Below are 12632 nucleotides of genomic sequence, written 5' to 3' on the forward strand. Positions count from 1 at the left end.
CTTGAGGCAAATCGGCTTCAGGTCAAGCGCGCTTGTGGATTCTGCAAGATGAATCGCCGGATAGGTGCGACGTCAGCGCCCCAACAGGTTGCGCGCCTGGCTTGCGATCTGGGCCAGCATGGCCGGTGAAACCGGGCTGTGAGCCTGCGCGCGTGCGATCATCGAACGGAATTGGCGAATCCCGTCGGCGTGAGTCTCCGTCCACGCATCGACCGCTGCGGTTGGATTGGCCCTTGCATCTTTTCGGCGGGCGATGCGGCTAAGAAACTCCAGCCGCATCTGCTGAAAATCGCGGGCTAGCCCGGCAACGAGCAGGCGTTCCCACACGTCGGACGGGTTCATCAGTGCCGCCACGCCTTGTGCCCAGTCGAGACCGAGTTGTGCGCCAAGGAGGGTAAAGGCGCCGGTCAGTTTGCGGGGGGCGATATCGACGTCCCGCGCGAGCTGGGCAAGGCCGACAGCGCCATCGAGATCGAACAGGTGCGTAACTTCGCCCGCCAACGATTCGCTGGCACCTACCTCGATCAATTCGGCGCGCAATCGGGCCGAATGCTGGAGCGATTCGGCACCGAGCAACTCTTCCGTGTCTTTGGCCAGATGCTTCACACCTTTACCGATATCACCCACAAGCTTGCTGGGTGACAGCGGCCCGGCCCCGGCACGCAATAGGTCGGCCATCTGGCTCCGCATAGCGACGGCGACGCGGTTGAACAGCACGATGCGGGCAATTTCCGGCATCCTGGCAGTTTCCAGCTGATCCCACAGCGCGTCGATAGCGAACAGGTGTTCAGCAGCGACAAACGCGCTGGCGATGTTGGCCAGCCCCGCTCCTTCCTCTTCCGCCAGTTCGAACGGATGGACCGGCCCCAGCCGGTTGATGATCCGATTTGCCAGTTTGGTGGCGATGATTTCGCGCCGCAGGCGATGGCCTTCGATGAATGTACGGTACTTGCTACGCATCGGTTCGGGGAATGCGTTGAGCAACAGGGCCTCTACCTGCGGATCTTCGGGAAGATCGCTGCCTTCTATCGCATCCTGCAATGCCAGCTTGGCCGATGAAAGCAGAACGGCCAGTTCAGGCCGGGTAAGGCCTGCGCCATCGCTTGCTCTGCGGTTTAGTGTCTCGCTATCAGCCAGCCCCTCGGTCTTGCGATCGAGGTAGCCGCGATCTTCCAGAGATTCGATGAGACGGATCTGAGCGGCCACTGCTTTGCTGCCTCCGCTCTCAGCGATAGACAATGCCAGCGCTTGCAAACGATTATCTTCCAGAACAAGCTGCGCCACCTCGTCGGTCATTTCGACCAGCAAGGCATTGCGGCTCTTTTCCGAAAGGCGACCGGCGCGACGGGCGGCGGCCAGCGCGATCTTGATGTTGACCTCGTTATCCGAACAATCGACCCCGGCGGAATTGTCGATGAAGTCGGCATTGATCCGGCCGCCATTCAGCGAAAACTCAATCCGCCCGGCCTGGGTGACTCCAAGGTTGGCACCTTCCCCGACGACGCGAACACGCAAATCTGCGCCGTTCACCCGCAATGCGTCGTTCGCCGGATCGCCAACCTCCGCGTTGCTCTGGGTCGAGGCCTTGATGTAAGTGCCGATCCCGCCGAACCACAGCAGGTCGACCGGGCTTTTCAGGATGGCGGAAATCAGTGCTTCCGGTTCCAGTTCGCTACTGTCGATACCGAGCGCCTCGCGAACCTGCTTGCTCAGTGGAACTTTCTTGAGCGAGCGAGCGAATACGCCGCCCCCTTTGGAAATCAGCGAGGGGTCGTAATCCTCCCAGCTCGAACGGGGCAGATCGAACAGACGCTTGCGCTCTTTCCAGCTTGCCGCCGCGTCAGGGTCGGGATCGAGGAAGATGTGGCGGTGATCGAACGCAGCAACCAGCTTGATCGATTTGGACAGTAACATGCCATTGCCGAACACGTCGCCCGACATGTCGCCACAGCCAACCACGCGCACCGGATCCTTCTGGACGTCGATACCCATTTCGAGGAAGTGACGCGTGACGGAAACCCATGCGCCGCGGGCGGTGATGCCCATTGCCTTGTGGTCGTATCCGTTGGAGCCGCCGCTGGCGAATGCATCGTCGAGCCAGAAGTTCTGGCTCTCAGCAATGGCATTGGCAACGTCGGAGAACGAGGCAGTTCCCTTGTCCGCGGCAACGACGAAGTAAGGATCGTCACCGTCGCGAATCACAACTTCTCGCGGATGAACGACCTTGTCATCGACGAGGTTGTCGGTGATCGACAACAGAGTGCGGATAAACGCCTGATAGCTGGCCTTGCCTTCAGCAGCCCAGCCTTCGCGGTCGCGCGTGGGATCGGGCAATTGCTTGGGATAGAAACCGCCCTTCGCCCCTGTCGGCACGATCACCGCGTTTTTGACGCGCTGCGCTTTCATCAGACCAAGGATTTCGGTGCGGAAGTCGTCGCGCCGGTCGGACCAGCGCAAGCCGCCGCGCGCCACAGGCCCCGCGCGCAAGTGAATCCCTTCCAAACGGCGCGAATAAACGAAGATTTCGCGCCACGGAATCGGTTTGGGCAGGCCCGGAACGAGGTGTGAATCGATCTTAAAGGCCAAAGCTTCGCGCGCAGCGGGCGCGAAAGCGTTGGTCCGCAGAATTGCGCCGATCAGGGCTTGATAGAGCCGCAGCAGCCGATCGTCGTTGATCGCAGCGACATTAAGCAAGCCCTTGCGGATCGCTTCTTCCTGCATCTCTGCGGCTGCTTTGCGGTCCCCCGCGAATGCCGGATCGTGTTCGGCCGCGAACAGGCCGACCAGTGCGCGAGTAACGTCGGGCGCCCGTTGTAGTGCATCGACGACAGTGTAGATCGTGTAACCGATTCCCGCCTGACGCAGATAGCGATAGAACGCGCGCAGCCAGTCAGCCTCGCGCGCTTCGAGCCCGGTGCCGACTACGAGGCGGTTGAATGGATCATCTTCCGCCCCGCCATTGAGTACGGCAGCGATTGCTTCCTCGATCTGTGGCGTGCGACCGAGAAGCTGTTCGGTATCATCCGCTTCGTTCAGTCCGAGCGTGAAATCATGGATGGTGCCCAGCTTTCCTTCATCGAGAAAAGTAGGCACTTCTTCCAATACGCGAAATCCGAAGTTTTCCAACGCCGGCACGGCATCGGAAAGAGCCAAAGCGCCTTCCGATTGATAGATTTTCAGGCGTAGTCGGTTCGACGGATCGTCTTCGTGGCGATACAGACGGACATCGCGCTGAGGGGCAGTGCTCGCAGTGGTGGGGCCATCCTCATGATGGGCGGCAAGCCGACGCAGACGGCGAATATCCTGTGCGGCCTCTGCCGGGCCATAATCGGCGCGGTAGGCAGTCGGGAAAGCATCGGCAAACCGAGTAGCGAGAGCAGCAGCGCGAGCGGGGTCTTCATCCGTCGCCAGTTCGCTTTCGACCGCTTCGCTCCAGCCGCGCAGCAAAGCCTGAATGCTCGCTTCGATTGCCGCGGCATCGGGCGAACCTTCGCCCGAACGATAATCGAGCACATAGCGGATCATCGCCAGATTGCCGCCTTCGACCTGCAAGCTCCAGTCAAGCGCCACAGCGCCTGCGCCGGTTTCGAGCATTTCCTGAATGCGTGTGCGGACCTGCGTGGACAGCAGATCGCGCGGTAACCAGACGAATGCGAACAGATGACGGCTGAGCGGAGCTTCCACCAGAACGAGCCGCGGGCGCGGACGGTCGACCAGGCTCATCATCGTGGTTGCGACATGTTCGATGTCCGCGTCGGAAAAACCGATCAGCACATCGTGTGGCAGCATGGTCAGCGCGTGGACCAGCGATTTCCCTGCATGGCCGTTGGGATCGAACCCGAACTTGGCATTCAGCTCAGCGAGTTGAGTGCGTAGACGTGGCACCGAGCCGGGCGCGGCGGCAAGCGCGGAACTGGTCCAGACGCCCGCGTGGATCGAAAGTGCGGTCACCTCATCGCCTTCGAGCACAGGCACGATAAACAGATCGAGCGGGACCCGGCGATGAACATTGGAAATACGGTTCGCTTTAACAATCAGCGGGCTACGAGCTGTTTCGCGGCCACATCCATCGAACCACGCGAAGGCGCGGTCAAATGATGCGTCTGCGAGGATTTCCTTTGCGCTTTTGCGGCAGATGCCCAGCATTGCCGAATGGCTGCCGTCGCGACGACGTGTGACATGGCCGAGCTGTGTCAGCATGCCGCCTTCCAGCCAGCGCAGCAGAGCGGCACCTTCGGTATCGGTAACACTGGCTGCATCGTCCAGCATCGCGGTACGCATTTTTTGCCAGTCGGTTACCGCAGCGCGGACGTCTGAAAGCGTTGTCCGCAGATCTTTTTCGAGTGCCCGGCGCTGGCGTGCATCGACACGCGGTGTTTCGATATAAATCAACGACTCGTGCTGGCCGCCTTCAGCTTCACATGAAAGGATTTCCGCCAGTTCGCCTGAATCGGTCCGCTTCATGCGAACGACAGGGTGAACCAACTGATCAATCGAAATTCCGTGTGCCGCGATCGTGGCCGCAATCGAATCGACCAGAAACGGCATATCATCGTTGACCAGAGCCAGACGCATGAATCGCCGGTCGCCCGATGCCGAATTGAGCGTGATAGACGGTTCGCCGGGTCCGCGCTGCGCCGCTGATTCGATCAGGAATTGCGCGACATCTTCCACGCGGGCTTTGCTCAGCGGTTCATCCCCCGGCAGCAACGAATCGCGAATGAGGCGGGCGAGAGACTTCGCCAGTGCGGCATCGGTCGATATGCGTGAAGTGGAACCAGAAGTAGAATCAGCTGCTTCAGCGGACATCCGTAGTGCTCCGTCGGCCCGCCAAATGTCTTCGAGCCCTGTTATATTATTGCTGCACAGCGCAGCAATCTGGCTGTGATAGGCCCGTGCTTGCGCGACTGCAAGGCAGCAGTGACGTAGCGTTCGAGCGGCTCGCCCTCTCCCTTAGGCCGGAATGGGTGACGGGGGCTAGAGGGGACTGACGCCAAATTTTCAGGCCAGGGCTTCCATCGTTAATTCGAGCGAACGAACCCGTGTCGCCGGATCGAAGGTCGCACCGGAAACGACGATTTCGTCTGCCTGTGTGCGTTCGATAAAACGCCCGATTGACGCGCGGACTGTGTCCGGTGATCCGATAGCGCTTGCCTGACCGATATTGGCCAGGATTGCCTGAGCCTGTGGAGGCAATGTGTCGATATACCCCTTTACCGGGGGTGGCAGTTTGCCCGGATTGCCGGTCCGCAAGCGAACAAAACTCTGTTGCTGCGAACTGGCGATCAGCTCCGCTTCGGCATCGGTTTCGGCCGTAAATACGGTCATCGCCGCCATCGCATACGGTTTGTCCAGCCATTGCGATGGCTCGAACCGCTCGCGATACAGCGCCAGCGCCGCATCCAGATGGTCGGGCGCGAAATGGCTGGCGAAAGCATAGGGCATGCCAAGCTTCGCAGCGAGTTGGGCTCCGAAAAGGCTGGAGCCCAGCATCCACATCTCGACCTGCGATCCATAGCCGGGGGTGGCGCGGATTGGCAGTTCCGGTTCCCCTGTTAGCAAGGCGCGCAGTTCCGCCACGTCGGTGGGGAACATTTCGGCGGCACGGTGCAGGTCTTTCCGCAGGGCGCGTTGCAGTTCTGGCCCTGCGCCAGGCGCGCGACCCAGTCCAAGGTCGATGCGCCCGGGGAACAGAGCATCGAGGGTGCCGAACTGTTCGGCAATCACAAACGGATTATGGTTGGGTAGCATGATCCCGCCGGCACCGAGGCGGATCGTGTGCGTCGCGGCGCCGACATGGCCGATAACGACCGATGTTGCCCCGCCTGCGATCCCTTCCATCGCGTGATGTTCGGCGATCCAGAACCGCTTGTATCCCAATCGTTCGGCAGCTTGCGCCAATGAAACGGTGGCAGAATATGCCTCTGCCAATGTACCACCTTCGCGAACGGGGACGAGATCGAGGACCGACAGCGGAATCATTGCGCGCCTTCTCCGATTTGAGCGAGATAATCTTTGGCGGTTTGCGCCTGTTCGCTGTCAGGTGCGGTTTCCATCACTGACTGCCACGACTTGCGGGCCGCTTCGCTGTGCCCTGCCAGTATGGCGATCACGCCCGCTTCCAGTCCGATGGCCGGATCTTGCGGATCGAGTGATACGGCCTTTTCGATTTGTGCCTGAGCAGTGGCAAGGTCGCCCGTTCGCCGGGCCAACGTAGCTGAAAGCAACCAGGCTTGCGGATCGCCCGGCATCGCAGCGCGCGCTTCGGCTAGCGCGGAAGTGGCGTCGTCGGCCCTGTCGAGCGCCACAAGGGCCGAGGCGCGATCAAGGGCGATGGCCCCTCTCACTGACGGATCGAGTGGGTCTTCGCTCTTCGCTGCATCGAGCAGTGCAAGAGCGCCTGCCGCATCCCCGGAAGCGAGCGCGGCGCTGCCTGCCAGTGCGCTCATTCGTGTGCGAAACGCGGCGTCTTCGGCATCCGCACGGGCAGCGATGAAAGCTGCGCGGGCAGCGTCCCATTCGCCCATATTGCCTGCCGCGACTCCCAGACAATGTTCGCCTGCAGCGCGTTGCTCTCCGGTGGTTCGCTTGATCCATTCGACCGAGATGGCATGTGCCTTTTCCGGCGCGGTGCGCGCTGTGTCGAGGCAGGTTTCCAGAGCGCTGGGCGTGCGCTCCTGGGCATCTCGATTGGCGCGAGTGCGCGGCGGGCGATTGTTCATGTCGAGTTGTTCGATGGGGCTGAGGCCACCAGAAGGGTTCGGGCCGACCTGCATCAGAATTGGGAGGAGGAGAGTAAGCATGGCAAACCTTCAGATGGTGGCCACTGTCTGCAACAACAAGGCGATATCTTGTTCGCGCGACAGTCGATGGTCGCCATCTTTGACAAGCGTCAGGTGAACGTCGGTCGAACGCAGCGCCTGTGCCAGTTGCAGCGAAATCTCCCACGGGACATCGTTATCTTGCTGCCCGTGCAGCAAGCGTGCCGGGCAATCGAGCGCGATTTCGCCGATAAGGCGCCGGTTAGCCTGCCCATCGGCCCAGAATGTAGCGTGAGTCGGCGTCGGCTCAGGGCCGTAGGGGTTCTCTTCGTACACCGTTTCCCCATGCAGAAGATTCGCTCTGGCGGCGGCGTCGATGCCCCATTCGGTGAAGTCCGGCGCCGCGGCGATACCCACGAGCGTGTGCAAACGGTGGCCGATCGCTTCGCCCACCAACAACATCAACCAGCCTCCCATTGAAGATCCGACCAGAATAGCCGGATGACAGGTATAGGCATCGATCAGAGTGGCGACCTCATCCCGCCACGTCGACAATGTACCATCGGCGAAGTCGCCGCTCGAACGGCCGCATCCAGAGTAGTCGAGCAGCAGGCATTCGCGCCCGTTCGCTTGCGCCCAGTCGAACAGCGCAGTGGCCTTGCTGCCGTCCATGTCCGACATATAGCCGGGCAGAAACACGATTGCCGGGCCGCTGCCGCTGCAATGGCGAAAAGCGAGCCGGCGACCGTCGTCGAAACTGTGGTATTGAATGTCGTGCATCATGCCACAATGGTCCTATGCGGCCCCTGCGGTCAATCGCGCAGGAAGATTGCCTCTATCGGTTGGCCGAACAGCTCCGCGATACGAAAAGCGAGGGGGAGAGAGGGATCGTACTTCCCTGTTTCGATGGCATTGACTGACTGTCGACTGACTTCCAGCCGCTCAGCCAGATCCTGCTGGCTCCAGTCGCGCTCGGCGCGCAATACTTTGAGCCGGTTTTTCATTGATCGTTGCCTTTGCGGTCGCGCATCACCTGAAAGACATTGGCGAGACCCATGCCCATTGCCCACACCGGAACAACCCACCATGCATCGACATGCGGAACGACCTTAAACGCTTCGAGAAAGCCCCAGAACGTTCCAACGCCAAGCAGCAGCGCAAGCCCGAACAAGGCACTTAGTGTGTTGCGTAACCGCAGATACTCGTCTGTCTCTTCCTTCAGGTATCGCACCATTGCCCAGATGAAGAACAACATGGGCAAGCTGGGCAGAACTGCGATCAGCCATAGTAGCGGCCCTTGCGGGTCGAGATTGTGGCGGATCGACATCGCAATGCCGAGCAATACGATATACGAGACCGCCCATATCATCATCCGCCGGTTATATTGGCGCATGGCGGGCGTAAGAGTCCCACTGGCCGAGGCGCAATTGTTGGCTGATTTTGCCAGTGGAATCAGAAACAGGCAGCCTGCCGCTACAAACGGGAGGGAGCGGATGCCGCCAAGGACATGGCGGTGTTCGAACCATGCGACAATCCCCATCGCTCCGGCAAATGCCAGCGCCCACATCCAGGGCCGGCGACCCGCGATTTTATCCACGATCCCCGCCATCGCTCAGGATTCCTTGCTCTTCCTCAGGCTGCATTGGCGCTGCCCTGACAGGGCCCACGGCAAAAACACCAGCAAACCGAGCGGTGTATATTCCGCAAACGCAGCAGGGATGATGTCGAAAACCGCAGCCAGTGCGGTCAAAAGCATGGCAGCGGCGAGTACAAGGCTTCTTTGGATGGTTGTCATGTCAATGTCCCTCTTCAATATGTAAAGCTTACTAGACATGCGAAGGCGATGTGTCAAGTTTGCCATACATAATGTCGATGACGCTTGGCGATATTGTGTCTTCATTCCGTCGCTATCGGGGCTTAGCGTTGGCGCATGACTGACCAGCCTAACGCGGCCTTGCCTGCCGCTTCGCCTCTGACCCGCCGCAGTTTTTTTGGAATGAGCGCTTTCTCGCTCGGGACGCTCGCGGTTGCACCGCTGGCGGCACACACGGGTGCGCCGTTCGGCAGCGGCTTCACCCACGGAATTGCCAGCGGCGAACCCGCGGCGCGATCTGTCTTGCTATGGACCCGTTTCGTGGCCTCCCAACCAACAGCGCTACAGTTCGAAGTGAGCGATCGAGAGGATTTTGGAGCTATCGTTGCCGGTGGTTCCGTGGAGGCATCCCCTGAACACGATTGTTGCGCCAAGGCAGTGGCCACCGGGCTGGAGCCGCGCCGTTGGTATTTCTATCGGTTCGTCGCACCGAACGGAGCGACATCCCCCGTTGGGCGAACCCGCACTTTGCCTGAAGGGGCCACAGACCGGTTCCGCATGGCGGTATTTTCCTGCTCCAACATGGGATTTGGCTGGTTCAATGCATATCGCCATGCCTGCGAACAGGATGCGTTCGACCTTGCCGTACATCTGGGCGATTACTTCTACGAATACGATTACGGCCACTATCCGGCCAAGTCGCAGGCCGTTGCTGGGCGCGTGCCCGAACCGCTGGGCGAAACGATACATCTGGCCGATTACCGGGCCCGCTATGCCAGCTATCGCCGTGATCCCGATTTGGCCCGCCTGCACCAGATCTATCCGACAATCACGGTGTGGGACGATCACGAAAGCGCCAACGATTCGTGGAAGGGCGGGGCCGAAAATCATCAACCCGACACCGAAGGACAATGGAGTGTTCGCAAGGCTGCCGCCATGCGCGCCTATCGTGAATGGATGCCGGTTAGCGATGCCAACTGGGCCAGCTACGACATCGGAGATCTGGCAACGCTGTTCCGGTTGGAGACCCGGCTGACCGGGCGTGACCAACAGCTCGATCTGGCCGCTGCGCTCAAAGGCACCGATCCGGCGCACATGCAGGCAGCGCTGGAAGCGTTCAAAACGCGCGACTGGGAAAATCCCGCACGTAATCTGATGGGAGCGGATCAACAGCAGTGGCTGTCATCCGGCTTGAAGCATTCCGTTGGTGCGGGCCGCAAGTGGCAGGTGCTGGTGCAACAGATTGTGATGGGTTCGCTGTTTCTGCCGCCTGAAGTTGCCGAAGGGTTGTCCGCAGATACGCCCGATTATGTGCGTCAGCGGCTCGCAGCGGGCGTTCTGGCTTCAAAAGTCGGCATCCCCTTCAATCTCGATTCCTGGGACGGTTATCCCGCCGCGCGGCAACGTCTGCTGGATGCAGCGAAAGAGGCCGATGCGAATCTGGTGGTGTTGTCGGGTGACAGTCACAATGCATGGGCGTGCGAACTGGATGGAGCCGGGGTCGAATTCGCCGGACATTCGGTGACATCCCCTGGTGCCGAGGCATATCTGGGCTGGAAGAAACCGCAGGACACCGCCCGCGAACTGGTCGCCAGCAGCTCTGACCTCAAATGGGCCGAAACCGCGAACCGCGGTTATATGGCGGTGGAACTCACCCCCGAACGGGCCAGTAGCGAATGGCGGTTCATGGATACGATCCGCAAGCGGTCGGATGTCGTGGCCAAAACCCACAGTATGAGCACGACTTACGGTGCGCGCCGTTTTACGGAGACGTAATCGTATGGCTCATGGCAAAAGCTTGCCAATCCACACTCGACCGGATCGGATTTCGTGCCTATATAGCGGCGCAATGACGCAAGTGCGTGCCATCACGACTACTACCACTACCCCCGGGATCCGGGGGCGGGTGGTCGTGCGTTAGGTACGGCTCCTGCCGTCCGGGTTCGGGCGGCGTGGCGTCACCTCCCGAATTCGCGAATCGTAATCCGACGCCTTCCGGTTTGCGCCTGCCTGTGTCATGGGCGCGCCATACCAAATGGACGGATACGATGACGGAACTGCTCAAGATCGCTCTCCCAGACGGATCGGTGAAGGAAATGCCGGTCGGCTCTACGCCTGCCGATGTTGCGGCCTCTATCGGGCCCGGGCTGGCCAAAGCGGCGCTGGCGGCGCGAGTCGACGGCGAACTGCGCGATTTGACGCGCCCGTTCGATGGCGACGCTCAACTGGCGCTGGTCACCGCGCGGGACGAGGCGGATGCCCTCGAACTGGCGCGCCACGATTACGCGCACGTTCTGGCCGAAGCGATCCAGTCGCTGTGGCCGGGGACGCAAATCACGTTCGGCCCGGCAACCGATGACGGGTTCTACTATGATGTGAAGGCGCCCGACAGCCGTGATCCGTTCAGCATGGACGATCTGCCCGCCATTGAAGAAGAAATGCGGCGGATTATCGCAGCTGATAAGCCGCTGCGCCGCGAAGTGTGGAGCCGCGAAAATCTGATCGAACGGTGGCAGTCCGAAGGCGAAGTGTTCAAGGCCGAATGGGCCAAAGAACTGCCGGAGGGTGAAGATCTGACGGTGTACTGGTCAGGCGACGATTGGCTCGACATGTGCCGTGGTCCGCACTTGCCGAGCACCGGCAAGCTCGATCCGCAGGCGTTCAAGCTGATGCGCGTGGCGGGGGCATACTGGCGCGGCGATCAGAACAACGCCCAGCTGACGCGAATCTACGGGACTGGCTGGCTCAACAAGAAACAGCTCAACGAACATCTGCATCGCCTGGAAGAAGCCGCCAAGCGCGACCACCGCAAACTCGGCCGCGAGATGGACCTGTTCCATTTGCAGGAAGAGGCGCACGGCAGTGTGTTCTGGCACCCCAAGGGTTTCCGCATCTGGCGCGAACTGGAAGCGTATATGCGCCGGGCAATCGACGCGGCAGGCTATCGCGAAGTGAAAACCCCGCAAGTGATGGACGCGCGCCAGTGGGAGCAGTCCGGCCACTGGGGCAAATATCGCGAAAACATGTTCGTCATCCCCGACGAAGTGCCCAATGTGGAAGACGAAGGGCCGTTGGTGTCGGATGATGCCGCGTGGATGGCGCTGAAGCCGATGAACTGTCCGGCGCATGTGCTGATTTTCCGGCAGGGCATCAAATCGTATCGCGATCTGCCGATGCGGATTTACGAAAACGGGTGTTGTCACCGCAACGAACCGCACGGGGCGCTGCATGGTCTGATGCGCGTGCGCCAGTTCACGCAGGACGACGCGCACATCTTCTGCCGCGAAGATCAGATTGTCGATGAGGTTCGCAAGTTCTGCGAACTGGCCGACCGTATCTATCGCGATTTCGGTTTCACTTATTCGGTCAAGCTCGCGCTTCGGCCTGAGCAGCGGTATGGTTCCGATGCCGATTGGGACAAAGCCGAAGAGGAACTGCGTCAGGCCGTGGCCGATGCCGGTATGGCAACCGAAGAATACGGATGGGAAGAGCTCCCCGGCGAAGGGGCGTTCTATGCGCCCAAGCTGGAATGGCACCTGACCGACGCCATCGGTCGCACCTGGCAGGTCGGTACGATCCAGTCGGACCGCGTGCTGCCCGAACGGCTCGATGCCAGCTATGTCGGGGAAGATGGCGAGAAACATCGCCCGGTCATGCTGCACCGCGCGATCTTCGGTTCGTATGAACGGTTTATCGGCATTCTGATCGAACACAATGCAGGCCGCCTGCCGCTGTGGCTGGCACCGACGCAGGCAGTCGTCGCTACGATTGTTTCCGACGCGGATGACTATGCCAACGATGTCGCCGCGCAACTGACCGCGGCGGGCATTCGTACCGAAACCGATCTGCGTAACGAGAAGATCAACTACAAAGTGCGCGAACATAGCCACGCGAAAGTTCCGCACTTGCTGGTCGTCGGCAAGCGTGAGGCGGACGAGGGTACAGTCGCGATCCGCACTCTGGGTGAGCAGCAACAGAAAGTGCTCCCGCTCGCCGAAGCGATTGCCATGTTGAAGGGCGAGGCGACTCCGCCTGATTTGCGTTGATTAGCCTGCCGG

Annotated in this window: 9 protein-coding genes; 2 read left to right on the forward strand and 7 right to left on the reverse strand. The window is 60.6% G+C overall.

Annotated elements, in window-relative coordinates; all coding sequences use genetic code 11:
* Window positions 1–72: 72 nt before the first annotated feature.
* The 7 genes from D6858_RS14810 to D6858_RS14840 all read right to left on the reverse strand — a co-directional run bounded on the left by D6858_RS14810 (window position 73) and on the right by D6858_RS14840 (window position 8556).
* Window positions 73–4809 (reverse strand): NAD-glutamate dehydrogenase, encoded by a 4737-nt coding sequence (locus tag D6858_RS14810; RefSeq protein WP_120112377.1) that lies wholly within the window; start codon window positions 4807–4809, stop codon window positions 73–75.
* Between the two features lie 192 nt (window positions 4810–5001).
* The gene (locus tag D6858_RS14815; RefSeq protein ID WP_120112381.1) at window positions 5002–5982 is read right to left on the reverse strand and encodes an LLM class flavin-dependent oxidoreductase; all 981 of its coding nucleotides are present in this window, start codon (window positions 5980–5982) and stop codon (window positions 5002–5004) included.
* Entirely contained in the window at window positions 5979–6803 is an 825-nt protein-coding gene (locus tag D6858_RS14820) for a tetratricopeptide repeat protein (RefSeq protein ID WP_120112385.1), read from the reverse strand. The genes D6858_RS14815 and D6858_RS14820 overlap by 4 nt, the downstream gene beginning before the upstream one ends.
* 9 nt (window positions 6804–6812) lie before the next feature.
* Window positions 6813–7541, reverse strand: coding sequence for an alpha/beta fold hydrolase (locus tag D6858_RS14825; RefSeq protein ID WP_120112746.1), 729 nt, complete (start codon window positions 7539–7541; stop codon window positions 6813–6815).
* Window positions 7542–7573: 32 nt separating this feature from the next.
* On the reverse strand, window positions 7574–7765 hold the full coding sequence (locus D6858_RS14830; RefSeq protein ID WP_102154673.1) for a helix-turn-helix transcriptional regulator: 192 nt from the start codon (window positions 7763–7765) through the stop codon (window positions 7574–7576).
* Window positions 7762–8370 carry a hypothetical protein gene (locus D6858_RS14835; protein ID WP_120112390.1) on the reverse strand — a complete coding sequence of 203 codons (609 nt, stop codon included), beginning with the start codon at window positions 8368–8370 and terminating at the stop codon, window positions 7762–7764. The genes D6858_RS14830 and D6858_RS14835 overlap by 4 nt, the downstream gene beginning before the upstream one ends.
* A gap of 3 nt (window positions 8371–8373) precedes the next feature.
* Window positions 8374–8556: a hypothetical protein gene (locus tag D6858_RS14840; RefSeq protein WP_133305308.1), complete on the reverse strand. Its 183-nt coding sequence runs from the start codon at window positions 8554–8556 to the stop codon at window positions 8374–8376.
* Window positions 8557–8691: 135 nt separating this feature from the next.
* Between D6858_RS14840 and D6858_RS14845 the strand changes: the two genes are divergently transcribed.
* Complete coding sequence (locus D6858_RS14845) at window positions 8692–10350, forward strand: alkaline phosphatase D family protein (RefSeq protein WP_240623863.1); 1659 nt, start codon at window positions 8692–8694, stop codon at window positions 10348–10350.
* Between the two features lie 272 nt (window positions 10351–10622).
* Window positions 10623–12620, forward strand: a complete 1998-nt coding sequence (gene thrS / locus D6858_RS14850) for a threonine--tRNA ligase (RefSeq protein ID WP_120112750.1) — start codon at window positions 10623–10625, stop codon at window positions 12618–12620.
* Window positions 12621–12632 lie beyond the last annotated feature (12 nt).

It is taken from the genome of Tsuneonella suprasediminis (assembly GCF_003605755.1).
GTDB lineage: Bacteria > Pseudomonadota > Alphaproteobacteria > Sphingomonadales > Sphingomonadaceae > Tsuneonella > Tsuneonella suprasediminis.

What these genes read in the sequence shown, in the direction of transcription:
- D6858_RS14810 (WP_120112377.1), bottom strand. Translation starts at nt 4,809, where the DNA reads ATGTCCGCTGAAGCAGCTGATTCTACTTCTGGTTCCACTTCACGCATA.
- D6858_RS14815 (WP_120112381.1), bottom strand. Translation starts at nt 5,982, where the DNA reads ATGATTCCGCTGTCGGTCCTCGATCTCGTCCCCGTTCGCGAAGGTGGT.
- D6858_RS14830 (WP_102154673.1), bottom strand. Translation starts at nt 7,765, where the DNA reads ATGAAAAACCGGCTCAAAGTATTGCGCGCCGAGCGCGACTGGAGCCAG.
- D6858_RS14835 (WP_120112390.1), bottom strand. Translation starts at nt 8,370, where the DNA reads ATGGCGGGGATCGTGGATAAAATCGCGGGTCGCCGGCCCTGGATGTGG.
- thrS (WP_120112750.1), top strand. Translation starts at nt 10,623, where the DNA reads ATGACGGAACTGCTCAAGATCGCTCTCCCAGACGGATCGGTGAAGGAA.
- D6858_RS14845 (WP_240623863.1), top strand. Translation starts at nt 8,692, where the DNA reads ATGACTGACCAGCCTAACGCGGCCTTGCCTGCCGCTTCGCCTCTGACC.
- D6858_RS14820 (WP_120112385.1), bottom strand. Translation starts at nt 6,803, where the DNA reads ATGCTTACTCTCCTCCTCCCAATTCTGATGCAGGTCGGCCCGAACCCT.
- D6858_RS14840 (WP_133305308.1), bottom strand. Translation starts at nt 8,556, where the DNA reads ATGACAACCATCCAAAGAAGCCTTGTACTCGCCGCTGCCATGCTTTTG.
- D6858_RS14825 (WP_120112746.1), bottom strand. Translation starts at nt 7,541, where the DNA reads ATGCACGACATTCAATACCACAGTTTCGACGACGGTCGCCGGCTCGCT.